Source organism: Ancylobacter polymorphus (genome assembly GCF_030813495.1).
Classification (GTDB): domain Bacteria; phylum Pseudomonadota; class Alphaproteobacteria; order Rhizobiales; family Xanthobacteraceae; genus Ancylobacter; species Ancylobacter polymorphus.
Genome location: NZ_JAUSUI010000003.1, coordinates 120,004 through 146,344, shown reverse-complemented (window position 1 = coordinate 146,344; position 26,341 = coordinate 120,004). Strand labels below are relative to the sequence as shown.

Genomic DNA, 26,341 nt, shown 5'->3' with positions numbered 1-26,341 from the left:
CAATTCACCGTTTCACGGAAACAGTGAATTGATCTAATTCTTTGTTTTGTCGCGTTTTCCTCACGCGAACCGGTATCCACTTCGCTCGAAAACGCTCCAGAAGGCGCGTCGGCCCGCCGCGCCTTAAACGAAAGTCTGGCCCCTCCCCGGGCGATCCTCTAGCCTTCGCCAAAACAAGGTGCGAAGCCCGTGGAAACGCCTGAACTGCCCGCCCTGCGCTCCTACCATTCCTGGATCGCCAACGAGACGCTTGAAGACTATTCGCTGCGCTACACCGCGCGCTCGTTCCGGCGCTGGTCGCCCTTCGTCATCGCCAACACAGCGCTCGGCGGCATTTCGTTCCTGGCGCTGGAGACCATCGGCGCCTCGATCACGCTGAGCTATGGCTTCGTGAATGCCGGGCTGGCCATTCTCGCGGTGTCGCTGTTCATCTTCGTCACCAGCCTGCCGATCGGCTATTATTCCAGCAAATACGGCATCGATCTCGATCTGCTGACCCGTGGCGCGGGCTTCGGCTATATCGGCTCGACCATCACCTCGCTGATCTATGCGAGCTTCACCTTCATCTTCTTCGCGCTGGAAGGCGCGATCATGGCGCAGGCGCTGAAGATCTATGCCGATGTGCCGCTGGTGCTCGGCTATATCGTCTCCTCGCTGGTCATCATCCCGCTCACCCTCATGGGCATCACCATGATCTCGCGGCTGCAAATGGTGACGCAGCCGCTGTGGCTGGCGATGATGATCCTGCCCTTCGTGATGATCGCGCTGAAGGCGCCGGACGACATCGCCGAATGGGTGGATTTCGCCGGGCTGGAGACCGGCTCGCGCGGCTTCGACGTGCTCGCCTTCGGCGCGGCGGTCAGCCTGATGTGCTCGCTGGTGGTGCAGATCGGCGAACAGGCGGATTATCTGCGTTTTCTGCCTGAGAAGACGGCGGCGAACCGGCTGCGCTGGTGGAGCGCGGTCATCGCCGCCGGGCCGGGCTGGATCGTCATTGGCGGGCTGAAAATCCTCGCCGGCGGGCTGCTCGCGGTGCTGGTGCTCGGCAGCGGACTGCCGCGCCCGGCGGCGCTGGAGCCGATCCACATGTATATCGTGGCCTATGGCTACGTGTTCGAAAACTCCGCTCTGGTGCTTTTCTGCGCCACTTTCTTCGTGCTGATCTCGCAGATCAAGATCAACGTCACCAATGCCTATGCCGGCTCGCTCGCCTGGTCGAACTTCTTCTCGCGGGTGACTCATTACCATCCCGGCCGGGTGGTCTGGCTGGTGTTCAACATCCTCATCTCGCTGCTCTTGATGCTGCTCGGCATCTTCGACACGCTGGAGGTGGTGCTCGCCGTCTATTCCAACATCGCCATGGCCTGGGTCGGGGCGATCGTCGCCGATCTCCTGGTGCTGAAGCCGCTCAAGGTCAGCCCCAGCTTCATCGAGTTCAAGCGCGCGCATCTGCACGATTTCAACCCCGTCGGCTGCGGCGGCATGGCGCTGGGCTCGCTGGTCTCGCTCACCGCCTTCACCGGCGTGCTGGGGCCGCTGATGCAGGCCTATGCCGCGCCCTTTTCCTTCCTTATCGCCTTCGCCAGCGCGACGCTGATCGGCTTCGCCACGCGCGGGCGCTATTACCTCGCCCGCCCGCCGGTGCATCCGGGGCTCGGTCCCGAGGGCGCGACGGTGCTGCGCTGCGAGATCTGCGACCATGGCTATGAGCGGGACGACATGGCCTATTGCAGCTTCTACGAGCGGCCGATCTGCTCGCTGTGCTGCAGCCTCGACGCGCATTGCCACGACGCCTGCAAGAAATCGCATCAGGATTTGGAAAGCTCGCGCTCGCGCTATCTCGGCGACGGCTTCACCCGCCGCATCGCCCCGCATATGCCGCAGCGGCTGCTGAAAGTGGCGGGCGTGCTGGTGGCGCTGTCGGTGGTGACGGGAGCGCTGTTCCTGCTCACCTATCGCCTGATCGACCCCGGCGAGGACGTGCCGCATCTCGACAATGGGGCGCTGCTGCTGCGCATCTTCCTTGCGCTGCTGCCGCTGCTGGCGATCAGCGCCTGGTGGATCGTGCTCGCCAATGAGAGCCGGGAGCTTGCCGAGCGCAACCTGGTCGGCTCGCTGGAGAAGCTCTACGAGACCCGCGAGGAACTGACCCGCAGCGAGCGCCTCGCCGCGCTCGGCCAGTTGACCGCCACGGTGAGCCATGAGCTGCGCAACCCGCTCGGCACGCTCGCCACCTCGGTCGCCGTGCTGCAACGGGCGGGCAACCTCACCGGCGAGCGCGAGCGCGGCGAGCTCGACCGCATCCAGCGCAATGTGCGCCGCTGCGTGCGCATCATCGACGACCTCTTGGAATTCTCCCGCCGCCCGAACGTCGCCATGGTGCCGCTGGCCCTCGACCCGTGGATCGCCGAGCAGATGGGCGACCTCGGCGCGCTCGGCCCCGTGCCGCTGGAACTGGAGCTTCGCTGCGGCGAGATGATCGAGGCCGATGGCGAGCGGCTGCGGCAGGTGCTGGTCAATCTCGTGCAGAACGCCATGCAGGCGGTGCAGGAGCGCCCCGCCGGCGCGCCGCCGGGCCAGGTGCGCCTCGCCACCGCGCGCGAGGGCGATGAGGTGGTGATCACGGTCGCGGATAATGGCGCCGGCATGAGCGCGGAGGTGCGGGCGCGGCTGTTCGAGCCCTTGTTCAGTACCAAGCCGTTCGGTCTCGGGCTCGGCCTCGCGCTGGTGCAGCGCATCACCGAACGCCATGGCGGGCAGGTGCGCGTCGACTCGGTGCCGGGCGCCGGAACCCGTGTCGAACTGCGCCTGCCCGCCGCCTCCGGAGAGAGCCGCCATGTCGCTTGACGCCACCCCCGACGCGCCGTCGCGCGTGCTGATCGTCGATGACGACCCCGACTTCGCCGCCAGCCTCGCTTTGCTGCTTGAGATGGAAGGCTATGACATCACCGTCGCGCATGACGGCGCCGGCGCCCATGCCGCGCTGGCGGGGCCGCTGGCATGCGGGCCGGCGGTGGCGCTGGTGGATATCCGCCTCGGCCATGAGGACGGGGTGGCGCTCGCCACCGCGCTGATCGGCGCGCGGCCGGAACTGCTGGCGGTGATGGTCACCGCCTATGCCTCAGTGCCGACCGCCATCCGGGCGTTGCAGGCGGGCATTTACGACTATGTCTGCAAGCCGTTCGAACCGGCCGAGCTGCTGGCGATCCTCGCGCGCTGCTTCGACCGCCACCGCCTCGCCCGCGAGCGCGAACAGGCGGAGGAATTGCTGCGCCGGGCCCGCCGGCTGGAGGCCATCGGCCGGCTGTCGGCGGGCATCGCCCATGATTTCAACAATCTCCTCGCCGTGGTCGGCGGCAATCTCAAGCTGCTGCGGGACGAGCTGGCGCGCGGCGGGGAGGCCGACGGCGCCTTGATGCGCGAATTGGTGGCCGACGCGCTTGCCGCCGTCGAGGAGGGCACCGCCGCCAACCGGCAGTTGCTCGCCGTCGGCCGCGCCCAGCCCCTGCTGCCGCGCACCATCGACCTCGCGCAGGCGGTCGAGCACGCTGCCGCCATCGCCCGCCCGGCGCTCGGCCCCCGCATCGCGCTGGAACTCAGCCGGCCGGCGGCCCCCTGCCCCGCCAAGGTGGACCCGCGCCCGTTCGAGGCGAGCCTGCTCAACCTGCTTATCAATGCCCGCGACGCGCTGGGCGGCACCGGCCGCATCCGGCTCGGCGTGGCGCGCGCCGATCTCGGCGCCGGCGCGCCCGGACGGCTGGAGGACATGCCGGCCGGCGCCTATGCCGTGGTGACGGTGGAGGATGAGGGTTGCGGCATGACGCCGGAGGTGCTGGAAAAGGCGCTCAACCCGTTCTTTTCCACCAAGCCGGCGGAAAGCGGCAGCGGGCTCGGCCTCGCCACCGTCTATGGCTTCGCCCGGCAGTCCGGCGGCAATCTTCTCATCGAGAGCGCGGCGGGCTGCGGCACCCGCGTCACGCTGGTGCTGCCGGCGGCGTGAACACATAGCCCTCGCCGCGCACGGTCTGGATGAGCTGCCGGCCGCTGCCATCGTCCAGCTTGCGCCGCAGCTTGCCGATCATCACGTCGATGCTGCGGTCGAACGGCGCCCATTGCCGGCTCGCCACCAGATCGAGCATCTGGTCGCGGCTCATCACCCGGCCGGGACGTTCCGCCAGCGCCGCCAGCAGGCGGAACTCATGCGCGGTGAGATCGACCCGCCCGCCATCCGGGCCGGTGAGTTCGCGCCGGTCGAGATCGAGCCGAAAGGCGCCGAAACCGATGCGGTTCGCCCGCTCCGGCGGCGGGGCGGCGGTGGCCCGAGCGAGCCCACGGGCGCGGCGCAGCAGGGCGCGGATGCGCGCGAGAAGCTCGCGCGGCTCGAACGGCTTTGTAAGGTAGTCGTCGGCGCCGATTTCCAGGCAGACGATCTTGTCCACCGTCTCGCATTTGGCCGAGAGCATGAGCAGCGGCATGTCCCAGCCCGCCCGCAGGCCGCGCGCCAGCGTCAGCCCATCCTCGCCGCGCGGAAAGGTGAGGTCGAGAATGACGAGATCATAGGGCGTGACGGCGAGCGCGTCGCGCATGGTGGCGCCGTCGAGCGCGAACTCCGCCGCGAAGCCCTCGCGCGTCAGAAACTTGGTCACGAAACCGCACATCCGCCGGTCGTCATCGACCATCAGGATGCGCGGCATGCGCACCGCCTCGTTCATCGTCCCGCCCCGTGCATTCGCGCATCGAGACGACAGATCGTCGCCTTGGCCCCGATCCTAACCGCTCGCCCCCGCGCTGCGCAGCCATGCCGCAGGACGATTACAAAAATTTACATTCGCCCCCGCCAGCGCGGGAAGAGCGCTTACATCGGCTTCCTAGCCTGCTGCGGCAGGGTGCGGGCGCGTGGCTTTCCAGCCGCCCGCCTTCAGGAACGGCGCCAACGCCGCGGCACCCTCACAGGAGGAAGCTCATGGCCAAGACCGTCTTCAAGATCGATCTCAACAAGGCGCCGGAAGACCAGGCGATCAAGACCCACAACCGCTGGCACCCCGACCTGCCGATGGTCGAGACGTTCAAGCCGGGCGATGAATTCCGCGTCGAGTGCTACGACTGGACCGGCGGCCAGATCGGCAACAATGACAGCGCCAATGACGTGCGCGACGTGAACCTGACCAAGGTGCACTATCTCAGCGGCCCGTTCGGCGTCGAGGGCGCCGAGCCCGGCGACCTGATGGTGGTCGACATTCTCGATATCGGGCCGATCGAGGGCTCGGAATGGGGCTTCAACGGCCTGTTCGACAAGAACAATGGCGGCGGCTTCCTGACCGAGCACTATCCCGACGCGGTGAAATCCTGCTGGGATTTCCACGGCATCTACACCACCTCGCGCCACATCCCGAAGGTGCGCTATCCCGGCCTCGTCCATCCCGGCCTGATCGGCTGCCTGCCCGACCACAAGCTGCTGGCGGAAGCCAACCGGCGCGAGGCGGCGCTGGTCGCCACCGATCCCAACCGGGTGCCGCCGCTGGCCTGCCTGCCCTTCTCCGACACCGCGCTGATGGGCCAGATGACCGGCGCGGCGCGCGACAAGGCGGCGGCGGAAGGCTGGCGCACGGTGCCGCCGCGCGAGCATGGCGGCAATTGCGACATCAAGAACCTGTCGCGCGGCTCGCGCTGCTACTTCCCGGTCTATGTGAAGGGCGGCGGCCTTTCCATGGGCGACATCCACTTCTCCCAGGGCGATGGCGAGATCACCTTCTGCGGCGCCATCGAAATGGCGGGCTGGATCGACATCGGCGTCGGCCTGATCAAGGGCGGCATGGCGAAATACGGTGTGGTGAACCCGATCTTCAAGCCGAGCCCGATCGACCCGCATTTCGATGACTACCTCATCTTCGAGGGCATCTCGGTGGATGAGCACACGGGCGAGCAATATTATCTCGACGCGCATGTCGCCTATCGCCGCGCCTGCCTCAACGCCATCGAATATCTCAAGAAGTTCGGCTATTCCGGCGAACAGGCCTACTCCATCCTCGGCACCGCGCCGGTGGAAGGGCGCATCGCCGGCATCGTCGACATTCCCAATGTCTGCGCCACGGTGGCGATCCCCACCAAGATCTTCGAATTCGACATCAACCCCAACTCCACCGGGCCCACAAAGCAGGTGTCGGGCGTCGATGTCGCCCGCGCCAGCTGACCCCTCCGGCACAGAGCGCCCCGGTCGGCCTGCCGGCCGGGGCCGAGGAGATCCATCATGCTGCTCGGACTTGGCCTGCTCTATGTCGGCGCCGTCCTCGTGCTCAATGGCCTGTGGCTGCTGGGAAAGATCGAGGACCGCGAAATCATCGTGGTGAACGTCGTCTCCGGTGTGGTGACGCTCGCCATCTCGCTGTTCTGGGCGTTCAACCCGGAAGCGGATGCCGGCTCCATCAAGGGGGCGGCGCTCACCCTGCTGTTCACCGCCACCTATTTCTGGGTGGCCTATAACCGCGTCACCAAGGTGGACGGGCGCGGGCTCGGCTGGTTCAGCCTGTTCGTCGCCATCACCGTCGTGCCGGTGGCGATCCAGTCGCTGCGCGGGGCGGACAGTTCCATCAGCCTCTGGATGGGCTGGAACTGGGTCGGCTGGGCGCTGCTGTGGTTCTGCTACTTCCTGCTGCTCACCATGAAGCAACCGATCCTGCGCTTCACCGGCGCCTTCACCGTGCTCATCGGCATCGTCACCGGCTGGGTGCCCGGCGTGTCGCTGCTGCAGGGCTGGCTGAACCCCTGATCGCGCACGGGCCACGGCCCTTAGCTCTCCCGGATGGCCCACGGGCCATCCGTTCCCTTTCATGGAGGATTCAACGATGCCCCTCTATTCCTATGCCTGCGACGATTGCGGGCCGTTCGAGGGCTGGAGCGCGATGAGCGAGGCGGACCAGCCGGCCTGCTGCCCGGAATGCAGCGGCACGGCGCCGCGCGCCATGGCGATGCCCCGGCTCAGCACGATGAACGGCACGCTGCGCAAGGCGCTGGCCCGCTCCGAAGGCACCGCCTCCGAGCCGAAGGTGGTGAAGCGCGAACATCTCGCCGGCTGCGGCTGCTCGCTCTGCGGCACGCGCAAGAACAAGCCGGCCCCGATCGAGCGGCGCTGGTCGCTCGGCCACTAAAGCCCCGCCAGCGACGCCCGCTCAAGGGGCGGAGGACAGCACGCGGGCGGGGGCCTTGCTCTTGATCTTGCCCTCTCCCGCGCCCGAACCGATGAGCGCGGCGAGCACCTCATAGGCGCCGTCAATATCGGCGGCCAGCGCCCGCGCCGCCCTTTCGGGATCGCGGGCGCTCACGGCGTCGAAGATCGCCCGGTGCTGATGGTTCGAGATGCGGAAATTGCCCGAACCGCGCAGCAGATGAAAATAAGGGCTGATCTGCAGCCAGAGATTTTCGATGATGGTCAGCAGGATCGGCGATCCCGCGTGACGATAGATGTGGAAGTGGAAGTCGTAATTGGCGCCGATATAGTGCTTGGCGTCCGCGTTCTTCTCGGCTTCCTCCAGACGTTGGAACGCCCGCGTCAACGCCGCGATCAGCGTGCCGTCCTGCCGCTCGGTGGCCCAGCGCACCGCGGTGGTCTCCACTTCCAGCCGCACCCGCCGCAAATCTTCCAACCGCGCTGATGTCAGCTTCGGGATGCCGATGGTGCGCCCCGAGACCACGGTGAGCACCCCCGCGCCGGTGAGCTTGGTCAGCGCCTCGCGCACCGGCATCGGGCTGACGCCGAACGCCTCGGCCAGATGCGCCACGGTGATCGACTGGCCCGGCGCGATCCCCCCTTCGAGGATGAGTTCGCACAGCCGGCGGAACACGCCTTCCTGCAACGTCTGCTTGTGAAGCGGAACGACCTGTTCGCGTAGATCGGACATCAGCGACTCCCGGCTGCGGATGGCCTCAGCATAGCCCAGCGCGCGAGGGACTTGAAGACGGTTTTGATTTTTGATCTAATATCAAAACCGACGGCACACGACAGATGTGCCGCGCTTGGGAGGACGACGAATGAGGATGACAGCCCGTATCGGGCTGGCGGCGCTGTGCGCGCTCGCCGGTGCCGTGACCCCCGCCATGGCACAGGAAAAGCAGAAGGTTTTCCTGTCCATGAGCTATATCGGCAATGACTGGCAGGCCGAGGCCGCCAACATGGTCAAAGCCATGGCCGCCTCGAAGACGCTGCGCGACAAGATCGATCTGGAAGTCCAGGTCGCCGGGCCCAATGCCCAGCGCCAGATCCAGCAGATCAACGCCATGGTGCAGGCCGGCGCCAAGGCGATCGTGGTCTATCCGATCTCGCCCACCGCGCTGAACCAGGTGGTGAAGAGCGCCTGCGCCAAGGGCGTGAAGATCGTCGCCTATGACTCCGTGATCACCGAGCCCTGCGCCTACAACGTCACCATCGACCAGGCGGAAGCCGGCCGGCGCACGGCGGAATGGCTGGTGGAGAAGCTGGGCGGCAAGGGCAATATCGTCCTCGTTACCGGCGTGCCCGGCACCTCGGTGGATAGCGGGCGCACCAATGCGGCGAAGGAAGTCTTCGCCAAGCATCCCGGCATCAAGATCGTCGGCGAGGCGGTCGGCATGTGGAGCCAGGCAGTGGCGCGCACCGAGCTTTCCAAGCTGCTCGCCACCCGCAACTGGAACGACATTGACGGGCTGTGGATGCAGGTCGGCTGCTACACCGCCAATGCGATGCAGCTGGAAGCCGGCCGCACGGCCGAGCAGCTCAAGCCCTGCGCGGGCGAAGGCTCCAATGGCGGGCGCATCCAGATGCTGAAGGCCGGCACCGAGGTGGAAGGTGCCGACGGCGCCTACAAGCCGCTCGGCGCGCCGCGCATCTCCTATGCGTCGCCCCCCTATTCCGGCGCCTATGCGCTGAAGCTGGCGGCGGAACTGCTCGACGGCAAGGACGTGCCGCACAACGTCACCCTGCCGCTGCCCATCGTCACCAATGAGACGGTCAAGCTCTGCGAGACCGGCAGCTGGGACGAGATGAAGGCCGGCTGCAACGTGTTCAAGCCGTCCATCATCCCCAATCCCGGCTGGTTTGCCTCGATCTTCTCCGAGAAGACGCCGGAAGTCGGCCTGAACGCCGCCCTCGTCGGCCAGCCCGAGAACTGAGACCCGCCCCCGGCGGAGCGCGCCCTCCCGGCGCGCTCCCTTGCGGGCCGCTCGCGGCGCCGGCGGCTGCCGGCGCCCCCTCTCGCGCGCCAACGGAGAGATGGCCATGTCCCCTCAAGAGACCCCGCCCGCCGTCGCGCTCGCCGGCGTGTCGAAGGCGTTCGGCGCGACCCGGGCGGTCAGCGATGTCAGCTTCACGGTCCGCGCCGGTACGGTGCACGCCCTGCTCGGCGAGAACGGCGCGGGCAAATCCACCACGATGAAGCTGCTCTCCGGCCTCATCGAGCCGGATGAGGGCACCATTGCCATTGACGGGCGGGAGGTGCGGCTGCGGTCCCCGCGCGACGCCCACCATGCCGGCATCCGCACCGCCTTCCAGGAACTGACCCTGGTGCGCGACCTCAGCGTGCTCGACAATATGCTGATCCCCGCCGCACCGATGAGTTTTCTCGGCACGCTGCGACGCAAGCAGGTGGCCGAGGACGTCGCCGCGCATTTTGCCCGGCTCGGCCTCGCCGTGGATCTCCACGCCGAGGTCGGTCGGCTCGACCTGGCCCTGCGCCAGAAGATCGAGATCGCCCGCGCCCTCTACCGCCAGCCGCGCCTGCTGCTGCTGGACGAGCCGACTTCGGCGCTGGCAGGAAGCGATGTGGAATGGCTCGGCGCGCTGATCGCCGACGCGAAGGCACGCGGCATCACCGTTCTGTTCATCTCCCACCGCATGCCGGAAGTGCGTGCCTTCTGCGACGACATGACCGTGCTGCGCAACGGCCGGCGGGTGGCCAGCGGCGCGGTGGCCGACTTCACCGACGCGCAAGTGGTGGAAATGATCATCGGCCGCTCGCTCGACCAGACCTTTCCGCCGCGCCGCGCCGTGCCGGTGGCCGACCGCCCTGCCCCGGTGCTGGAGACGCGCGGCCTCACCGCCGGCGCCAAGCTCAGCGATGTCGACCTGGTGCTGCGGCCGGGCGAGATTCTCGGCGTCGCCGGCCTGCAGGGCATGGGGCAGAAGGAGCTGTTTTCCGCCTGTTTCGGCGCGCTGCCGATCCGGCGCGGCGAACTCCGGGTCGATGGGCGGCCGGTGCATCTCTCCAGCCCGGCGGACGCGCTGCACCCCTCGCTGCGCATCGGCTTCGTGCCGGAAGATCGCAAGACGGAAGGGCTGTTTCTCAATCTCGACGGCACCACCAATGCCAGCCTGCCGGTGATCGACAGCTTCTGCCGCCACGGTCTCATCGACCGCGCCTCGGAACGCGCCGCCACCGACCGCGTCTTCGCGGCGGTGGATGTCGCGGCGGTTGCCGCCTTCAAGGCCGCCGGCGCCTTTTCCGGCGGCAACCAGCAGAAGATCGCCGTCGCCAAATGGCTGGTGGCGCAGAGCCGCATCCTGCTGCTGTTCGACCCCACGCGCGGCATCGATGTCGGCACCAAGCACCAGCTTTACGAACTGATCCGCGCCTTCGCCGATGCCGGCGGGGCCGTGCTGTTCCACTCCACCGAAATCCCCGAGCTCGTCCATCTCAGCGACCGCGCCATCGTTCTCTATGAGGGCCGCGTCACGGCGCGGCTGGAACTGGACGCGCTGGACGAGCGGACGGTCATGCGTGCCGTGCTCGGCCATGGCGCCACCCGTCTCACCGACGGAGCCGCCGCATGAGCCTCGACCTCGCCACTCCCGCCACCGCCACCCCGCGCGCCCGGCCGCGCGCATCGGCCGATGCGCCGTCCGCCCCGCGCCGCTGGCTCGGCCGCAACCGCGCGCCGCTGGTGGCGCTCGCGGTGTTTCTCGGCCTGTTCCTGCTGGTCGATGCGCTCAGCCCCGGGCCGCTCGCCTATTTCGACGTGTCGTTCCAGATTTCCGGCGCGACGCCGCTGGCGCTGGCGGCGATGGGGCAGACGCTGGTGGTGCTTTCCGGCGGCTTCGACCTCTCGGCCGGCGCGGTCATCTCGCTGGTCAATGCGGTGCTGGCGCGTTCCATGGACCCGGCCGCCGCCGAGGCCTCCGTGCTGCTATGGACGCTGGCCGGCATCGGCATCGGCATGATGGTCGGCGCCGTCAACGGCTTCTTCGTCGCCGTGGTCCGCCTGCAGCCGATCGTGGTGACGCTCTCGACCATGTTCATCGTCCAGGGCGCGACGCTCCTGGTGATGGACCAGCCCGGCGGCTTCATCGCCCCCGCGCTCGGCAGCTTCTACATGGGCGACGCGGTGGAAGGGCTGGTGCCGATGGCGCTGGTGCTGCTCGGCCTCGCCGCCCTGTTCTGGAGTTGGCTGCGCAAGACCGGCTTCGGCGTCGCGCTCTACGCCATTGGCAGCGATCCCGCCTCGGCCATGGCCACCGGCATCCGCGTCACCCTGGTGCGCTTTGCCACCTATGTGCTGGCGGGCGGGTTCTACGGCCTGTCCGGCGTGTTCGTCAGCGCCCAGACCGGCTCGGGCGACCCGCTGGTCGGTAATTCGCTGCTGCTGTCCATGTTCGCGGCGGTGGTGATCGGCGGCACAAGGCTCGGCGGCGGCAAGGGCGGGCTGGTCGGCACCATTTTCGGCGCGCTGGTGCTGATGGTGGTGGTCAACATCCTGCTCGTGCTGAACGTTTCCGCCTATTTCGCCACCATCGCCGAAGGCGGCGTGCTGCTCGCCGCGGTGCTGATCGGCTCGCTGAGCCGCGATTCCGTGCTCAGCGACCAGCTGCGGCGGCTGCGGGGCAGCCTCACGGCTCGCCGGGCCGGGACACATGTGAGCCAGCGCCCCGCCGGCGACCGGCGCCTTGCCTTCGTCACCGGCGCGGCGATGCCGGTACGCAGCGCGGCACCGAGCTTCCTGCAGCGCCATGGCCGCGAGCTGCGCTTCGCCCTGCCGGCCTATGTCTGCCTCGTGCTGGTGCTGATCGCGACGCAGGTCGTGCTTGGCAACACGCTGGCCAATTGGGGGTTCTGGAACGCGCTTCTGGTGCTTTCCACCTTCCTCGTCATCCTCGCGCTGGGCCAGGGCGCGGTGATCCTCACCGGCGGGCTCGACCTTTCCGTGCCCTGGACCATCGGCCTTTCCGGCATATTGCTGGCCGGGCTGGTGCAGGGCTCGGACGCCGCCCTGCTCTACGCCCTGCCCGTGGTCTTCGCCGTCGCGGCGCTGATCGGCCTGCTCAACGGGCTTGGCGTGGTGGCGCTCGGCCTGTCGCCCATCGTGGTGACGCTGGCGGCGAACGGCATCCTGCAAGGTCTCGCTCTGCTCTATTCCGGCGGCACGCCGGCGGGCTTCGCCTCGCCCGCTTTGCGCTGGCTGATGACCGGCAAGATCGCCGGCATCACCCCCGTGCTCGTGCTTCTGGCGCTGTTCGTCGTCGGCGGCACGCTGCTGCTCGGCCGCACCGCCTTCGGCCGGCGGGTCTATGCCATCGGCAATTCGATGGAGGCGGCGCGGCTGGCCGGTGTGCGCACCGGGCGGGTGGTGATCGGCGTCTATGTGCTCTCGGCGCTGTGCGCGGCGCTGGTCGGCATCCTGCTCACCGGCTTTTCCGGCCAGGCGAGTCTGGGCATGGGCGACGACTATCTGCTGCCCTCCATCGCCATCGTGGTGGTGGGCGGCGCCCTCATCACCGGCGGGCGCGGGCATTTCCTCGGCATGGTCGGCGGCGCGCTGCTGCTGACCGCGCTGCAGACGCTGCTCGCCGGCACGACGCTTCCCTATGCCTTCCGCGCCATTCTGTTCGGCGGCGTCGTGCTCGCCGCCGTCATCGCCCTTCGCGAAAAGAGGAACTGACCCATGTCCCCCACATCTTTTGCCGGCGGCCTCGAAGGGCAGCGCGTCGTCGTTACCGCCGGCGCCGGCGGCATCGGCCTCGCCATCGCCCGGCTGCTGCACGCGCAGGGCTGCCGCCTCGCTTTGTGCGACGTGGCCGACGACGCGCTGGCCGCCGCCGCGTCCGAACTGCCGGGCACCATGGTGATGAAGGCCGACGTGTCGGATGAGGGGCAGGTGGAGGCGTTCTTCGCCGCGGCCCTCGGCGCGCTGGGCGGGCTCGACGCGCTGATCAACAATGCCGGTATCGCCGGCCCGACCGGCGCGGTGGAGGACATCGCCCCCGCCGAGTGGCGGCGCTGCCTCGATATCGGCCTTACCGGCCAGTTCCTCTGCGCCCGGCAGGCGGTGCCGCACATCAAGCGGGCGGGCGGCGGCGCGGTGATCAACATGTCCTCGGCGGCGGGCCGCCACGGCTATGCCTACCGCACGCCTTACGCGGCGGCGAAATGGGGGGTGATCGGCCTTACCCAGTCGCTGGCCAAGGAGCTGGGGCCGCACAATATCCGCGTCAACGCCATCCTGCCCGGCATCGTCGCCGGCCCGCGCATGGAAGGGGTGATCCGCGACCGCGCCGCGCAGGTGGGTGTGAGCTATGAGGACATGGAGGCGCGCTATCTCGACAAGATCTCGCTGCGCCGCATGGTGACGATGGAAGATGTGGCCTCCTCGGTCGCCTTCCTGCTTTCGGATGCCGGCCGCAACCTCTCGGCCATGTCGTTCAATGTCGACGGCAATGTGGAGACGCTGTGATGGGTACCCCCTCGCGCGTCGCCATTGTCGGGGCCGGGCTGATCGGGCGCGCCTTCGCCATCACCTTCGCCCGTGCCGGGCATGAGGTGCGGCTGTGGGACCCGGCGCCGGATGCCGCCGCAGCGGCGCTCGCCTATGTCCGCTCCGTGGGTGAAGACCTCGCACGCAACGACCTGCTGAACGGGCGGAGCGTGGACGACATCGTCGGCGCCCTCACGCCCTGCGCCAGCCTCGCCGAGGCGCTCGACGGCGTTCGCTGGGTGCAGGAATGCGGGCCGGAGACGATCGAGGTCAAGCGCGCCAGCTTTGCCGAGATCGACCGGCTGGCGCCGGCGGATGCGGTGCTGGCCTCGTCGAGCTCGGCGCTGCTGCCCTCCGCCATTTTCGAGGCGGTGCCCGGCCGGGCACGCGGCGTCGTCGCCCACCCGATCAACCCGCCCTATCTGGTGCCGGCGGTGGAGGTGGTACCCTCGCGCTGGACCGATCCGGCGGTGCTGGAACGCGCCGTCGCCTTTCTCGCCGCCGCCGGCCAGGTGCCGCTGCGGATGGAGAAGGAGATCGACGGTTTCATCATGAACCGCATGCAGGGCGCGCTGATGGAGGAGGCGTTCCGCCTCGTCGCCGGCGGTTATGCCAGCGCCGCCGATGTCGATCGCGGCATCGCCGACGGGCTCGCCCTGCGCTGGAGTTTCATCGGCCCGTTCGAGACCATCGACCTCAACGCGCCGGGCGGCATCGCCGACTACATCGCCCGCTACCAGCCCATGTATGCCGGCCTGTTCCAGGGCATGCGCGAGCGGGTGGACTGGGCCGAGGTGGCGGCCGGCGGGGTCGAGGCCGAACGCCGCGCCGCCGTGCCCGCCGCGCAGCTTCCCGCCCGGCAGCGCTGGCGCGACCGCCGGCTGATGGCGCTGATCGCGCAGAAGCGGCGGGCCGACCGCGACATCGGCCGCTGACCCCTCACCTCAGGAACTGATCCCATGTCCACCGCCTCCACCGCCCGCCCCGTTCCCACCGGCAAGGTCATCATCACCTGCGCCTGCACCGGGGCGATCCACACGCCGACCATGTCGCCCTATCTGCCGATCACGCCGGAACAGATCACCGCCGACGCCATCGGCGCGGCGGAAGCCGGCGCCGCCATCCTGCACCTGCACGCGCGCAACCCGGAAAACGGCCGCCCGGACCAGACGCCGGAAGCCTTCGCCCGCTTCCTGCCCCAGGTGAAACAGGGCACCAATGCGGTGATCAATATCACCTCCGGCGGCAGCCCCTACATGAAGGTGGAAGAGCGGGTGCTGCCCGCCGCGACCTTCCAGCCGGAGGTTGCCTCGCTGAATATGGGCTCGATCAATTTCGGCCTCTACCACCTCGTGCAGAAGTACGACAGCTTCAAGTTCGACTGGGAAAAGCCGCATCTCGAAGCCACGAAAGACCTCGTTTTCCGTAACTCCTTCAAGGACATCGAGTACATACTCGACACCTGCTACGGCAATGGCACGCGCTTCGAGTTCGAGTGCTACGACATCGCCCATCTCTACAACCTCGCCCATTTCGCCGATCGCGGGCTCGTCAAGGCGCCGTTCTTCGTCCAGTCGGTGTTCGGCCTTCTCGGCGGCATCGGCACGCATCCGGAAGACGTGATGCACATGAAGCGCACCGCCGACCGGCTGTTCGGCGCGGATTACCGCTGGTCGGTGCTGGGCGCGGGAGCGAGCCAGCTGCGCATCGCCACCCAGTCGGCGGCGATGGGCGGCAATATCCGCGTCGGGCTGGAGGATTCGCTGTGGGCCGGCAAGGGCAAGCTCGCCACGTCAAGCGCCGATCAGGTGCGGATGGCGCGAAAGGTGATCGAGGGCCTGGGGCTTGAGGTCGCGACCCCGGACGAAGCCCGCGCCCTGCTGCAGCTCAAGGGCGGCGACCAGGTGAATTTCTGACCCCACGCCAACGACAATGGGAGAAAGCGATGCGGATCGAGGTTCTCATCGACGTGAAGACGACGCTGGGCGAGGGTCCGCTGTGGGACGCCGAGCAGGAACGTCTCTATTTCATCGACAGCTTCGACGGCCGGGTGTTTCGCACCACGGCCGACGGGCGCGAGGTGCGGGCCTGGGACGTGCCGGCGAAAATCGGCTCCATGGCGCTGCGCAAGGACGGCCAGGGCGCCATCGTCTCGCTGCAGACCGGCTTCCACGCGCTCGATTTCCGCTCCGGCGACTGCGATCTGATCGTCGATCCCGAGAGCGACAAGCCCACCACCCGGATCAATGACGGCAAGGTGGACCGGCGCGGGCGCTTCTTCGCCGGCTCCATGGACACGATGGAGGAAGGCCCGCACGGCGCGCTCTACCGGCTGGACCCGGATTTCACGCTGACCACGGTCGATCGCGGCATCATCTGTTCCAACGGGCCCTGCTTCAGCCCGGACGACACGACCTTCTATTTCGCCGACACCTGGACCGGCGAGATCTGGGCCTATGATTACGACATCGCCACCGGCACCGCCTCCAACCGGCGGACCTTCGCCAGGGTCGACACCTCCAGGGGCGGTGCGGCCGACGGCTCCACCGTCGACGCCGAGGGCTTCCTGTGGAACGCGCTGGTCTATGACGGGCGGCTGGTGCGTTACGCGCCGGACGGCAGCGTCGACCGCATCATCGACATGCCGGTGAAGAAGGTCACCAGCGTCATGTTCGGCGGGCCGAAGCTGGACGTGCTCTACGTCACCTCCATGGCCAAACCGCCGCTGCCGCGCTTTCCCGGCGACGGCGTGCTGCGCGGCAGCCTGTTCGCGATCTACGATCTCGGCGTGACCGGCGTGCCCGAGCCGCGCTTCGGCGCCTGAGCACCCCCCGCGCGCCCGGGCTCCGTCGCGGGCGCGCTAAACAGGCGTCACGGCGTAGCGCAGATGCACCACGCCGTGATCGAGCGTCTCGGCGGCGAGGAGCGACAGGCTCACCTTGCCGGCGAGACCGTCCGGGCCGGCATCGACAATCGCCTCGCTGCCGGGACGGGCATCGAGCGCGGGGGCGATCAGCACGCTGAACTCGTCGACCAGCCCGGCGGCGAAGAAGGCGCCATTGGCGCGCGCCCCGCCTTCCAGCGCGAGGCGTCTGATACCGAACGCGCGCACCAGAATGTCCAGCGTCGCGGCCAGATCGATCTCGTCACCCTCCGCGACGATATAGGAGACGCCATCGGCCGCCAGTTCGGCGAGATGGCTGTCCGGCACATCGCGCCCCAGCAAGGCGATGGCGTGATCCCCGCCGACCTCGGCTCCCCTAAAATGCACCTTGCCGGCGGGATCGAGCGCGATGGCGTAGCTCTTTGCCTGCGCGGCGACATGCAGCGGGCGGGCAACCGCCCCCGCCTCGGCCGGCGGATGCGGCACACCCTTGGCCATCTCCGCCATCGTCACCCGACCGACCAGCCAGGCATCGGCGTTTAGCGTGGCGTGGATCTGCTCATAGAGCCGTCCCCAATCGGCACGCCCGCCCTGCGGGCTGGAGGTGAAGCGGCTCGGGTGCAGCCGCCCGTCGAGCGAGGTTTCCATCAGGCAGATGACATAGGGCTTCAAGGCGCATTCTCCCGCTGCGGCCGGCGCGACGCGGCACCGGACGCTGACCTATGGCGGCGGGGTCGTCTTGGGTAGGCCTTGGGCGACGATTCCCGGCCTGTCCGAAGGGGCTTGACCTCATATTTTATATTATCTATCGTTTTTATATTCTAATTGACCTCGTGACCCGCGCGCCAGCGCCCGTCGCCTTCGCCCCACACGTCGGAGACCATCATGGCCGAACCCATCCAGCTCACATCCGACGTGCTCGTCATCGGCGGCGGGCCGGCGGCATGCTGGGCGGCACTGGCCGCACGCGAGGCCGGGTGCAGCGTCGTTCTGGTGGACAAGGGCTATGTCGGCACCAGCGGCGCCACCGCGCCATCCAATACCGGCACCTGGTTCGCCACCACGAAGGAGCGGCGCGCCAAGCTGATCGCCGAGCGGGTGAAATCCTCTGAAGGGCTGGCGGATCTGCGGCAGATGGGGCGGGTGATCGACACCGCGACCCAGCACCTGCATGTTCTTGCCGAACGCGGCTACCGCTTTCCGCGCGACGATGAGGGCGCGCTCTACATCGCCAATCTGCGCGGCCCCGACTATATGCGCTTCCTGCGCCAGCTTCTGGTGCGGGCCGGGGTCACGGTCCGCGACCATCATCCCGCGCTCGAATTGCTGACAGCGGGCGAGGTGGTGGCCGGCGCGGCCGGTTTCGCCCGCCAGCTCGGCCAGAACTGGGAGGCACGGGCCGGCGCCGTCGTGCTCGCCACCGGCGGCTGCGCCTTCGGCTCGCGCATTCTCGGCGCCACCGGCCTTACCGGCGACGGCCAGCTGATGGCCGCCGAACTCGGCGCGAGGCTTTCCGGCATGGAGTTTTCCAGCCAGTACGGCATCGTGCCGCTGCACTCCTCGGTGAATAAGGGCCTGCCCTATTTCTGGGCCAGCTTCTACCGCGCCGACGGCTCGGCGATCGAGATCCCGCCGGGGGAGCGCTTCGCCGTGCTGGCGCGGGAATCGCTCAGCGGACCGCTGCAGGCCCGGCTCGACCGCGCCACCGGCGCGGTGCCGGACGCGCTGCGCCGGGGCCAGCCCAACTGCTTCCTTCCTTTTGAGCGTGCCGGCATCGACCCGTTCGCGCAGCTGTTTCCCATTGCCCTGCGCGCGGAAGGCACGGTGCGCGGCACGGGCGGGCTGAAGCGTGCCGATGACGCCTGCGGCGTCGGCATTCCCGGCCTGTTCGCCGCCGGCGACACGCTGGAGCGCCAGGACATTGCCGGCGCGGCGACGGGCGGCGGCGGGCCAAACGCCTCCTGGGCCATCGCCACCGGCCTGTGGTCCGGCAAGGGCGCGGCCGCCTTCGCGCAACGCCTCGGCCCGCGCGCGGCGGAACGGCCCGTGCGACCGGCAGGACAAGTCGGGCTGCGCCCGGCCGCCGACGCCCGCGCGCTCGATCCGGCGGAGGCGGTAGCGCTGGTGCGCGCCGAGATGCTGCCGGTGGAGCGCAATTTCTTCCGCCGCGCGCCGACGCTCAACGCCTCGCTCTCCCGCCTCGACGCGGCCTGGGCGACGCTGCGCGACCATGGGCAGGGCGAAGGCGCCACCGCCTTCCGCCTGCGTGAGGCTGCGGCGCTCCTCGCCTCCAGCCGCTGGGCCTACCGCGCCGCCGCCGCGCGCGGCGAGACGCGCGGCATGCACCGCCGCCTCGACGCCCCGGCCGGCACGCCCGCCCTCGCCCACCGCCTCACCCTCGCCGGCATCGACCAGCCGGTGCTGAGCTTCGACCGCCCGCCGCAGGAGGCCGCCGCATCATGATCGAAATCCTCTCGGCGAGCCGCTGCACCGCCTGCAATGTCTGCGTGAAGGCCTGCCCGGCCAATGTGTTCGAGGCTGTGCCGGGCAGCGTGCCGGTCATCGCCCGGCAGGCGGACTGCCAGACCTGCTTCCTGTGCGAGATCTACTGCCCGGTCGACGCGCTCTTTGTCGCCGCCGATCCCGAGCATGTCACCGGCATCACCGAGGACGCGGTCGTCGCGGCCGGCCTGTTCGGCGGCTATGCCCGCGCGCTCGGCTGGAAGAAGGGCCGCGAAGGCGGTGCCGACGCCGACCCCACCCATCGCCTGCGCCAGGCCTCGCTCACCGCGATGCCCACCGGCCCCCGGAGCCCCGCGCCATGAGCCTCTCCGCCACCGACCTCGCACCTTTGGCTGCCCCCGCCGCCCAGCGCATCGCGCTGCGCGACGTGCGCAAGACCTTCCAGCTGAAGCCCGGCCAGAGCGTGACCCTGGACGGCCGGTCGAGCGACCGGATTCCCGTGCTTTCGGGCGTCGATCTCGACATCCCCCAGGGCGCCTTCGTCACCGTCGTCGGCCCCTCGGGCAGCGGCAAGTCGGTGCTGCTCGACATCATCGCCGGGCTTACCGAGCCGAGCGGCGGCACGGCGGCGATTGACGGGCGGAAGGTGGCGCGTCCGCATCCCGAGACCGCCTATGTGTTCCAGCAATATGCGCTGTTTCCCTGGCGCACGGCGCTGCAGAACATCGAATACCCCCTGGAGGTGCGCGGCGTCGGTCGCGCGGCGCGGCGGGAGCGGGCGCGGCATTTCCTGCATCTGTTCGGGCTGAAGGGCTTCGAGGACCGCTATCCCTCGCAGCTTTCCGGCGGCATGCAGCAGCGCGTGGCCATCGCCCGGGCGCTCGCCACCGATCCGCAGGTGCTGCTGATGGACGAGCCCTTCGCCGCGCTCGACGCGCAGACCCGCGACATCCTGCAAAGCGAATTGCTGCGCATCTGGGAGCAGATCCGCACCACGGTGGTGTTCGTCACCCATTCCATCGACGAGGCGATCTTCCTCGCCGACCGGATCGTGGTGATGACCGCCCGCCCGGCGCAGGTGAAGGAGACCATCGCGGTCGACCTGCCGCGCCCGCGCGACATCGACATCCGCAACAGTGACGCCTTCAACGCCTACCGCGTCCGGGTGTGGGACGCGCTGCGCGAGGAGGTGAGCAAGGCGCAGCGCGACTGGGCCCTCGCCGCCGCCTACAACGCCTGAGGAGCCCGCGATGACGCTCGCCACCGACAATTCGACCGACATTCCCCCGCGCGTCTGGTGGAGCCGGCCGGCCTTCCTGCCCGCCCCGTCCTCGCTGCGCCACGCCATCAGTGCCATCGGCCTCGGCCTGCCGGCGCTGCTCGTGCTCGCCCTGGCCTGGGAGCTGGCGCCGCGCCTCGGCTGGATCAACTCGATCTTCTTTCCCCCGCTCAGCCAGGTGCTGGCGGCGCTGGGCGAGATGATCGGCAGCGGCCTGCTGGCGCAACATATCGGCATCAGCCTGCAGCGCGCCGCCATCGGCTTCGGCCTAGCCGTGGCCGTCGCCCTCCCGCTCGGGCTGCTGATGGGACGTTACGCATTGTTCGAGAAGGTGAGCGACTTTCTGGTGCAGGCGTTGCGCAACACCTCGCAATTCGCGCTGCTGCCGGTGTTCATCCTGGTGCTGGGCATCGGCGAAGCCTCGAAGATCGCCATCACCTTCTATGCTGCCGTGTTCTTCCTGCTGGTCAACACCATCGTCGGGGTGAAGTCGGTCGATCCGCTGCACCTGAAAGCGGCGCGCTCCATGGGCACCTCGGACTGGAATCTCTTCCGAAAGGTGATCCTGCCCTCCGCCATCCCCTCCATCGTCGCCGGCGCGCGGCTGGGGGTGAAAAGCTCGCTGTTCTCGGTGATCGCGGCGGAGATGCTCGCCGCCCAGTCGGGCATTGGCTACCTCATCCAGAATTCCTCGCTGATGCTGGAAACCGACCGCATGTATGCGGGGATCCTGACGCTCACCGTCATCGGCTTCCTGCTCAACTACGCCCTCGTGGCCTTCGAGGCCCGGGCGACGCGCTGGCGCGCGAGCGAGGACAAGGGCTTCGCCTGAGCGCGGCCCGCTCCCTTTTTCGCTCTCTCCCCGAAAGGTTTCGCCATGATCCGTCATCTCCCCCTCACGCGCCGACGTGTCGTCGAGGCGCTCGGCCTCGCCGCTCTCGCGCCGCTGGCGGGCGCCGTCCCCGCCCGCGCCGCCGACAAGCCGGAGGTGATCCGCATCGGCTCGACGGCGCCGGGGCATCTCAAATTCATCCTCTATCGCAACCGCAAGCTGCTGGAGCAGGAATTCGCCAAGGACGGCATAAGGGTGGAGCTGGCGACCTTCGACGGCGGCGGCCCGGCTTCGGTGGCGCTCGGCTCCGGCGCCATCGACTTCACCTATATCGGCAACAACCCCTCGCTGCGCCTCGGTGCCGCCGGCGCGGATGTGAAAGCGATCGGCCTGTCGAGCTGGGTGCCGTCGAACGAGACTCTGGTGGTGGTGCGCCCGGATTCGCCGATCAAGGATATTGCCGAGCTGAAGGGCAAGAAGGTCGCGGTGCTCACCGGCACGGTGCGCCATTCCACCTTCGCCAAGGCGCTGAAGGAAGCCGGCGTCTCGATCAAGGACGTGCGGTTGCTCAATATCGGCATTGAGAGCTCCGGGCCGGCGCTGGCGCGCGGGGATATCGACGCCATTGTCGAGAGCACCGGGCCGGCGCAGAAGCTGGTCGATCTCGGCGGCGCCAGGGTGATCTTCGACGCCGGCCTCTCCGGCAAGCGCGAATGGGCGGTACCGCATGTGCTGAGCGTCAACGCCAGCTTCGCCCGCCAATATCCCGATCTCGTCGCCCGGCTGCTCGCCGTCGACATCGCCACTGCGCGCTGGGCCGACGCGCACCCCGAAGAGACCATCGCCATTTTCGTGCGCGAGACCGGCAGCAGCGAGAAGGCGGTGCGCGCGACCTATAGCGACGGCCAGTTCTGGCAGGACCCGGCCATTACCGACGAGGCGGTGCGGGCGCTGCGGGCGGAAGAGGCCTTCATGGCCGAGGCCGGACTGTTGAAGGGCAAGGTCGATTACGCCAGCTGGATAGACCGCTCCTATTACGACGCGGCGCAGAAGAAGCTGGCGGGCAACTGAACCGCGGCGGGGTCGGCTCCGGCATCGGACCCGCCTCGCCCATCCTTGGTACCCATCGCTGCGGCGGGCTGCTATCTACCCTGTCGACGGGCGCGCCGGGGTGGATGAATGCTGACGAACAAGGGGAAATACGGCCTGAAGGCGATGGTGCATCTGGCGTCGCTGGAGAGTGGGACGACGACGATGGGGGCGGCGATCGCCCAGGCGGAGAACATACCGAAGAAGTTCCTCGACGCCATTCTGCTCGACCTGAGGAATGCCGGGCTGGTGCGCAGCAAGAAGGGGCCAGGCGGCGGTTATTCGCTGGCCCGGGCGCCGAAGGAGATCCGCGTCGGCCACATCATCCGCACGCTGGACGGCCCGCTGGCGCCGATCGGCTGCGCCAGCCAGAGCGCCTATGTGCCCTGCCAGGATTGCGAGAACCGCGAAGCCTGCGAGGTCCGCATCGTCATGACCCGGGTGCGCGACGCGCTGTCCGACATTCTCGACCGGATGACGCTGGAAGAGATGGTCAGCTATGGCCGGACGCGGCACCCGGACCTGATGTACCACATCTGACACCTGTCCTTTTATCCAAAATCGCCCATCCGCGTGAAAACGGAGTGCCGGCAGGCGGCGCATTGATCCATAAGATACGTCGCAGTGCCGACCCCAAGGCCGACGACGCCGCCGTCGCCGCGACGCAGAAGGTGCTCTCGCGGCGCGATTCCGCCGGCCAGTCGCGCATGCAGACGCTGCAGGGCGGGCGGCGTGATAGGCTGGAGGTGAGCCCGAATCTGTGGGCCGGCGTCGGGTGAGCGGCGCGGCGGGCACGGCGTTGGTCGGGGCGGGTCAAACGGTGGCGGCGCGCATGCGGGAATATGCCGATCTCGGCATCGACAGCTTCATCCTCTCCGGCTATCCGCATCTCGACGAGGCCTACCGGGTGGCCGAGCTGGTGCTGCCGCGCCTCAAGCTGAACCGTGGCGTGGCGCAGGGCCCCGCCGGCGTCAACACGGGGCCGTTCGGCGAGACCATCGCCAATGACGACCGCCCGGCCGCGCGCGCTACCGCCTCATGAGCGAAAGCGCGCAGAAACGGCCGATCCATGTGCCGGTGGCGATCATCGGCGGCGGCTTTTCCGGCGCGGCTGTCGCCTGGCACCTGCTGCGGCGGCGGCCGGAGCTGGCGCGGGTCGTCATCATCGAGCCGCGCGCGGAACTCGGGCGCGGCCTCGCCTATTCCGCCGCCGATCCCAGCCATCGCATCAATGTACCGGCGACGCGCATGTCGCTGCTGCCGGACCATCCGACGCATTTCAACGACTGGCTGGAAGCCTCCGGCGCGCTGGAGGCCGACCCGGCGGCGCGGCGCAGCGAGGGGCGAAACTTCCCTGCCCGTGCGGTGTTCGGCACCTATGTCGCGGCGCAGCTGGCGGCGCTCGGCCCGCGCGTGCAGCATGTGGCCGCGGCGGCCGAGGCGGTGGAGGCGCGCGGGGACGTCTATCGTATCCACACCTCGGACGGCGCCACTCTTGAGGCCGGGATCGTGGTGCTGGCCGTCGCGCACGCCCCGCCGAGCCCGCCTTCCGCCCTCGCCCGCGCGCTCGCCGGCCATCCGCGCTTTCTCCCCGACCCGTGGAAAGCCGGAGCGCTCGACGCCGTGCGGCCGGACGACCGGGTGCTGATCGTCGGCACCGGTCTGACCATGGCCGATCTGGTCGCAACGCTCGACCGGATCGGCCATCGCGGCGCAATCGTCGCCCTCTCCCGGCGCGGCCTGCGCTCGCGCGGCCATCCGGCGGCGCTGCACGACCCCTATGGCGATTTCGCCACCGACCCGGCCCGCACCGCCGGCGTCCTCGTTCGCCGCATCCGCGCGGCGGTGGCGCAGGCCGTGGCGGAGGGCAAGAGCTGGCACTGCGTGCTCGACCAGGTGCGGCTGCAGGGCAGCACCATCTGGAACGCGCTGCCCTTGCACGAGCGGGCGCGCCTGCTGCGGCATCTGCGCCCGTTCTGGGATGTGCACCGCTTCCGCATCGCCCCGCAGGTGGAAGAGGTGCTGGACCAGAGGATCGCCGCAGGCACGCTGCGCCTGCGCGCAGCCTCGCTGCAAAGTGTGGAACGCTCCGGCGAGGCCATCGCAGTGAGCTTTCGCGACCGGCGCACCGGAGCGGTGACGCAAGAGGTGTTCGACGCCGTGCTCACCGCCACCGGCCCGGCGCATGGGCGCGTCTTCGCCGACAATCCGGTGCTGGCAGCGCTGGAGCGCGCCGGCCTCGCCCGGCCCGACAAGCTGCGCCTCGGCATCGAGGTGGCGGGGGACGGGCGGGCCATCGGCCGCGACGGCGCCCCGACACCGGACCTCTTTGTCGTCGGACCGCTGGCGCGCGGCACGGTGGGCGAGCTGATGGGCCTGCCGGATGTGACGAATTACGCCATCCGCATCGCCGAAACCGTCGCCGCCCGACTGGAAGCCGACGCGAATTCGCGCGCGGCATCAGCCTGTTACGGCTCCGAGCGAAAAGGCGGGTAAAGGCTGGACACTCTCGCCTTCGCGCTGGAACTGGCGACCCGGCTCGTCGAGCGCGTGCCGGTCGGCTGGGCTGCCATGGCTGACGCGCCCGGGCAGCGGGCGCGCGTTCAGGAGGGCGCGACCGCCGGCCAATTGGTGGCGCGGTGATACTGCTCTCCGGCGGCGAGGACGGCGGCGTCGGCGCCGTCGCGGCCGATCAGCTGCATCCCCATGGGCAACCCGCCGGCACCGAAGCCGCAGGGCAGCGCCAAAGCGGGCAGGCCGATGAGGCTGACCGGCACGACGATCTCCATCCAGCGGTGATACGTGTCCATGGGATGCCCGTCGATCGACTCCGGCCAGCGCCACTCCACCGGGAACGGCCAGACCTGCGCCGAGGGCATGACGAGGAAATCATACGTCTCGAACAGCCGCGCCGCCTGCGCATACCAGCGCGAGCGGGTGACGCTGGCCGCGTAGAGCTGGGCCGCCGTCACCGTCTGGCCGAACGCGATCTCCCAGCGGCTTTCCGGCTTGAGTTGGTCGCGGCTGTGCGGATCGGCGAGCAGCGCACCCTTTGAGCCCGCATTGAGGAAGCCGCGCAGGCGGATCCAGGCGTCCCACAATTCCTCGGCGGGGAAAGGCGGCGCCAGCACCTCGACCTCTGCTCCCAATTCCTCGAACACCTTCAGCCCTCTGGCGCAGATGTCGAGAATGCCCGGCTCGCAGCGATAGGCCCCGCCCCAATCGGCCAGCCAGCCGATGCGCCGGCCGCGCAGATCGACCTCCAGACGGTCCGCCAGCGAGGGACAGTCGCGGCCGAAAGGCACGCCCGGATTGGGACCAGCCAGCGTTTCCATGAGGCGGGCGAGATCCTCGATGGTGCGCGCCATCGGGCCGTCGGTCGCCAGCGTCGAGAGGAAGGTGTCCCCGGCGGCATCGGCGGGCACGAGCCCCCAGCTCGGCCGGAAACCATAGACATTGCAGAAGGCCGCCGGGTTGCGCAGGCTTCCCATCATGTCCGACCCGTCGGCGACGGGCACCAGCCGGGCGGCCAGCGCCGCCGCCGCGCCGCCGGACGATCCTCCCGCCGAGCGGGTGAGGTCATAGGGGTTGCGCGTGGCGCCGAAGACCGGATTGAAGCTGTGGCTGCCCTGTCCCCATTCCGGCGTGTTGGTCTTGCCGGCGAGGATGGCGCCGGCCGCGCGCAGCCGCGTCGCCACCAGATCGTCCTCTTCCGGGACATGATCGCGGTAGAGCGGCGAGCCATAGGTCGTGCGCACGCCGCGCACCGCGACAAGGTCCTTCACCGCCAGCGGCAGGCCATGCAGCCAGCCGCGCGGCGGCGCGTTGTCAAGCGCGCGCGCCTGCGCCCGCAACTCGTCGGGATCGACCGCGGAGACGATGGCATTGACGGCGGGATTGGCGGCGGAAAGACGGGCGAGATACGCCTCCATCAGCTCGGACGGCGCCAGGGCGCGTGTGGCGATGAGGCGGGACAGCTCGCTCGCGCTGAGCTCCATCAGGGAAGGCGACATTCGTTCTGCACGGCTCCGGAAGGAATCGGGTGCGCCGAAGGTCGAGCGACGGTCCGCGCGCCAGTATT

23 protein-coding genes and 1 pseudogene are annotated in these 26,341 nt (G+C 69.0%); 20 read left to right on the top strand and 4 right to left on the bottom strand.

What is annotated here, in order from left to right; genetic code table 11:
- The first annotated feature begins 189 nt into the window (after positions 1-189).
- Both J2S75_RS08050 and J2S75_RS08045 read left to right on the top strand, forming a co-directional pair.
- Entirely contained in the window at positions 190-2,847 is a 2,658-nt protein-coding gene (locus tag J2S75_RS08050; protein ID WP_307019306.1) for an ATP-binding protein, read from the top strand.
- On the top strand, positions 2,837-4,000 hold the full coding sequence (locus tag J2S75_RS08045; RefSeq protein WP_307019305.1) for a sensor histidine kinase: 1,164 nt from the start codon (positions 2,837-2,839) through the stop codon (positions 3,998-4,000). The genes J2S75_RS08050 and J2S75_RS08045 overlap by 11 nt, the downstream gene beginning before the upstream one ends.
- Here J2S75_RS08045 and J2S75_RS08040 read toward each other — a convergent pair.
- Positions 3,975-4,712 (bottom strand): winged helix-turn-helix domain-containing protein, encoded by a 738-nt coding sequence (locus tag J2S75_RS08040; protein WP_307019304.1) that lies wholly within the window; start codon positions 4,710-4,712, stop codon positions 3,975-3,977. The two genes, J2S75_RS08045 and J2S75_RS08040, sit on opposite strands and share 26 nt — an antisense overlap.
- Before the next feature lie 251 nt (positions 4,713-4,963).
- On the opposite strand from J2S75_RS08040, the gene fmdA reads away from it, so the two are divergent.
- From fmdA to J2S75_RS08025, 3 genes are all read left to right on the top strand, one after another.
- Entirely contained in the window at positions 4,964-6,190 is a 1,227-nt protein-coding gene (gene fmdA, locus J2S75_RS08035) for a formamidase (RefSeq protein ID WP_244378434.1), read from the top strand.
- Positions 6,191-6,247: 57 nt separating this feature from the next.
- Positions 6,248-6,766, top strand: a complete 519-nt coding sequence (locus J2S75_RS08030) for an AmiS/UreI family transporter (protein ID WP_244378436.1) — start codon at positions 6,248-6,250, stop codon at positions 6,764-6,766.
- A gap of 76 nt (positions 6,767-6,842) precedes the next feature.
- Positions 6,843-7,145 carry an FmdB family zinc ribbon protein gene (locus J2S75_RS08025; protein ID WP_244378437.1) on the top strand — a complete coding sequence of 101 codons (303 nt, stop codon included), beginning with the start codon at positions 6,843-6,845 and terminating at the stop codon, positions 7,143-7,145.
- A 21-nt stretch (positions 7,146-7,166) separates the two neighbouring features.
- Here the strand turns inward: J2S75_RS08025 and J2S75_RS08020 are convergent, their stop codons facing one another.
- The gene (locus J2S75_RS08020; protein WP_307019303.1) at positions 7,167-7,895 is read right to left on the bottom strand and encodes a GntR family transcriptional regulator; all 729 of its coding nucleotides are present in this window, start codon (positions 7,893-7,895) and stop codon (positions 7,167-7,169) included.
- Between the two features lie 196 nt (positions 7,896-8,091).
- Between J2S75_RS08020 and J2S75_RS08015 the strand changes: the two genes are divergently transcribed.
- The 7 genes from J2S75_RS08015 (at position 8,092) to J2S75_RS07985 (ending at position 16,537) form a co-directional block, all read left to right on the top strand.
- Complete coding sequence (locus J2S75_RS08015) at positions 8,092-9,141, top strand: sugar ABC transporter substrate-binding protein (protein ID WP_370874108.1); 1,050 nt, start codon at positions 8,092-8,094, stop codon at positions 9,139-9,141.
- 106 nt (positions 9,142-9,247) lie between these two features.
- Complete coding sequence (locus tag J2S75_RS08010; protein WP_307019301.1) at positions 9,248-10,798, top strand: sugar ABC transporter ATP-binding protein; 1,551 nt, start codon at positions 9,248-9,250, stop codon at positions 10,796-10,798.
- The gene (locus tag J2S75_RS08005) at positions 10,795-12,900 is read left to right on the top strand and encodes an ABC transporter permease (RefSeq protein WP_307019300.1); all 2,106 of its coding nucleotides are present in this window, start codon (positions 10,795-10,797) and stop codon (positions 12,898-12,900) included. Before J2S75_RS08010 ends, J2S75_RS08005 begins: the two co-directional genes overlap by 4 nt.
- 3 nt (positions 12,901-12,903) lie before the next feature.
- Positions 12,904-13,692 (top strand): SDR family oxidoreductase, encoded by a 789-nt coding sequence (locus J2S75_RS08000; protein WP_307019299.1) that lies wholly within the window; start codon positions 12,904-12,906, stop codon positions 13,690-13,692.
- Positions 13,692-14,648, top strand: coding sequence for a 3-hydroxyacyl-CoA dehydrogenase (locus tag J2S75_RS07995; RefSeq protein ID WP_307019298.1), 957 nt, complete (start codon positions 13,692-13,694; stop codon positions 14,646-14,648). The genes J2S75_RS08000 and J2S75_RS07995 overlap by 1 nt, the downstream gene beginning before the upstream one ends.
- Positions 14,649-14,672: 24 nt before the next feature.
- Positions 14,673-15,629, top strand: a complete 957-nt coding sequence (gene kce, locus J2S75_RS07990; protein WP_307019297.1) for a 3,5-dioxohexanoate:acetyl-CoA acetone transferase — start codon at positions 14,673-14,675, stop codon at positions 15,627-15,629.
- Between the two features lie 29 nt (positions 15,630-15,658).
- Positions 15,659-16,537, top strand: coding sequence for an SMP-30/gluconolactonase/LRE family protein (locus J2S75_RS07985; protein WP_307019295.1), 879 nt, complete (start codon positions 15,659-15,661; stop codon positions 16,535-16,537).
- A gap of 36 nt (positions 16,538-16,573) precedes the next feature.
- Here the strand turns inward: J2S75_RS07985 and J2S75_RS07980 are convergent, their stop codons facing one another.
- On the bottom strand, positions 16,574-17,269 hold the full coding sequence (locus J2S75_RS07980; RefSeq protein ID WP_307019294.1) for a dihydrofolate reductase family protein: 696 nt from the start codon (positions 17,267-17,269) through the stop codon (positions 16,574-16,576).
- A 213-nt stretch (positions 17,270-17,482) separates the two neighbouring features.
- Here J2S75_RS07980 and J2S75_RS07975 point away from each other — a divergent pair, with 213 nt between their 5' ends.
- From J2S75_RS07975 to J2S75_RS07940, 8 genes and pseudogenes are all read left to right on the top strand, one after another.
- Positions 17,483-19,060, top strand: a complete 1,578-nt coding sequence (locus J2S75_RS07975) for an FAD-dependent oxidoreductase (protein WP_307019293.1) — start codon at positions 17,483-17,485, stop codon at positions 19,058-19,060.
- Positions 19,057-19,422, top strand: coding sequence for a 4Fe-4S dicluster domain-containing protein (locus tag J2S75_RS07970; protein ID WP_307019292.1), 366 nt, complete (start codon positions 19,057-19,059; stop codon positions 19,420-19,422). Before J2S75_RS07975 ends, J2S75_RS07970 begins: the two co-directional genes overlap by 4 nt.
- On the top strand, positions 19,419-20,300 hold the full coding sequence (locus J2S75_RS07965; RefSeq protein WP_307019291.1) for an ABC transporter ATP-binding protein: 882 nt from the start codon (positions 19,419-19,421) through the stop codon (positions 20,298-20,300). Before J2S75_RS07970 ends, J2S75_RS07965 begins: the two co-directional genes overlap by 4 nt.
- A 10-nt stretch (positions 20,301-20,310) precedes the next feature.
- Complete coding sequence (locus J2S75_RS07960) at positions 20,311-21,171, top strand: ABC transporter permease (RefSeq protein ID WP_307019290.1); 861 nt, start codon at positions 20,311-20,313, stop codon at positions 21,169-21,171.
- A gap of 45 nt (positions 21,172-21,216) precedes the next feature.
- Positions 21,217-22,242 (top strand): aliphatic sulfonate ABC transporter substrate-binding protein, encoded by a 1,026-nt coding sequence (locus tag J2S75_RS07955; RefSeq protein ID WP_307019289.1) that lies wholly within the window; start codon positions 21,217-21,219, stop codon positions 22,240-22,242.
- A 108-nt stretch (positions 22,243-22,350) separates the two neighbouring features.
- Positions 22,351-22,800: an RrF2 family transcriptional regulator gene (locus J2S75_RS07950; RefSeq protein ID WP_307019288.1), complete on the top strand. Its 450-nt coding sequence runs from the start codon at positions 22,351-22,353 to the stop codon at positions 22,798-22,800.
- A gap of 101 nt (positions 22,801-22,901) precedes the next feature.
- A pseudogene (locus J2S75_RS07945) lies at positions 22,902-23,302 on the top strand (alkanesulfonate monooxygenase); the annotation flags it as partial.
- Complete coding sequence (locus tag J2S75_RS07940) at positions 23,299-24,756, top strand: FAD/NAD(P)-binding protein (RefSeq protein WP_307019287.1); 1,458 nt, start codon at positions 23,299-23,301, stop codon at positions 24,754-24,756. The pseudogene J2S75_RS07945 and the gene J2S75_RS07940, both read left to right, overlap by 4 nt.
- Before the next feature lie 107 nt (positions 24,757-24,863).
- On the opposite strand, the gene J2S75_RS07935 is transcribed toward J2S75_RS07940, so the two are convergent.
- Positions 24,864-26,273, bottom strand: a complete 1,410-nt coding sequence (locus J2S75_RS07935) for an amidase (protein ID WP_307019286.1) — start codon at positions 26,271-26,273, stop codon at positions 24,864-24,866.
- Positions 26,274-26,341: the final 68 nt, after the last annotated feature.

What these genes read in the sequence shown, in the direction of transcription:
- J2S75_RS08045 (WP_307019305.1), top strand. Translation starts at nt 2,837, where the DNA reads ATGTCGCTTGACGCCACCCCCGACGCGCCGTCGCGCGTGCTGATCGTC.
- J2S75_RS08040 (WP_307019304.1), bottom strand. Translation starts at nt 4,712, where the DNA reads ATGAACGAGGCGGTGCGCATGCCGCGCATCCTGATGGTCGATGACGAC.
- fmdA (WP_244378434.1), top strand. Translation starts at nt 4,964, where the DNA reads ATGGCCAAGACCGTCTTCAAGATCGATCTCAACAAGGCGCCGGAAGAC.
- J2S75_RS08030 (WP_244378436.1), top strand. Translation starts at nt 6,248, where the DNA reads ATGCTGCTCGGACTTGGCCTGCTCTATGTCGGCGCCGTCCTCGTGCTC.
- J2S75_RS08025 (WP_244378437.1), top strand. Translation starts at nt 6,843, where the DNA reads ATGCCCCTCTATTCCTATGCCTGCGACGATTGCGGGCCGTTCGAGGGC.
- J2S75_RS08020 (WP_307019303.1), bottom strand. Translation starts at nt 7,895, where the DNA reads ATGTCCGATCTACGCGAACAGGTCGTTCCGCTTCACAAGCAGACGTTG.
- J2S75_RS08015 (WP_370874108.1), top strand. Translation starts at nt 8,092, where the DNA reads ATGGCACAGGAAAAGCAGAAGGTTTTCCTGTCCATGAGCTATATCGGC.
- J2S75_RS08010 (WP_307019301.1), top strand. Translation starts at nt 9,248, where the DNA reads ATGTCCCCTCAAGAGACCCCGCCCGCCGTCGCGCTCGCCGGCGTGTCG.
- J2S75_RS08005 (WP_307019300.1), top strand. Translation starts at nt 10,795, where the DNA reads ATGAGCCTCGACCTCGCCACTCCCGCCACCGCCACCCCGCGCGCCCGG.
- J2S75_RS08000 (WP_307019299.1), top strand. Translation starts at nt 12,904, where the DNA reads ATGTCCCCCACATCTTTTGCCGGCGGCCTCGAAGGGCAGCGCGTCGTC.
- J2S75_RS07995 (WP_307019298.1), top strand. Translation starts at nt 13,692, where the DNA reads ATGGGTACCCCCTCGCGCGTCGCCATTGTCGGGGCCGGGCTGATCGGG.
- kce (WP_307019297.1), top strand. Translation starts at nt 14,673, where the DNA reads ATGTCCACCGCCTCCACCGCCCGCCCCGTTCCCACCGGCAAGGTCATC.
- J2S75_RS07985 (WP_307019295.1), top strand. Translation starts at nt 15,659, where the DNA reads ATGCGGATCGAGGTTCTCATCGACGTGAAGACGACGCTGGGCGAGGGT.
- J2S75_RS07975 (WP_307019293.1), top strand. Translation starts at nt 17,483, where the DNA reads ATGGCCGAACCCATCCAGCTCACATCCGACGTGCTCGTCATCGGCGGC.
- J2S75_RS07970 (WP_307019292.1), top strand. Translation starts at nt 19,057, where the DNA reads ATGATCGAAATCCTCTCGGCGAGCCGCTGCACCGCCTGCAATGTCTGC.
- J2S75_RS07965 (WP_307019291.1), top strand. Translation starts at nt 19,419, where the DNA reads ATGAGCCTCTCCGCCACCGACCTCGCACCTTTGGCTGCCCCCGCCGCC.
- J2S75_RS07960 (WP_307019290.1), top strand. Translation starts at nt 20,311, where the DNA reads ATGACGCTCGCCACCGACAATTCGACCGACATTCCCCCGCGCGTCTGG.
- J2S75_RS07955 (WP_307019289.1), top strand. Translation starts at nt 21,217, where the DNA reads ATGATCCGTCATCTCCCCCTCACGCGCCGACGTGTCGTCGAGGCGCTC.
- J2S75_RS07950 (WP_307019288.1), top strand. Translation starts at nt 22,351, where the DNA reads ATGCTGACGAACAAGGGGAAATACGGCCTGAAGGCGATGGTGCATCTG.
- J2S75_RS07940 (WP_307019287.1), top strand. Translation starts at nt 23,299, where the DNA reads ATGAGCGAAAGCGCGCAGAAACGGCCGATCCATGTGCCGGTGGCGATC.
- J2S75_RS07935 (WP_307019286.1), bottom strand. Translation starts at nt 26,273, where the DNA reads ATGTCGCCTTCCCTGATGGAGCTCAGCGCGAGCGAGCTGTCCCGCCTC.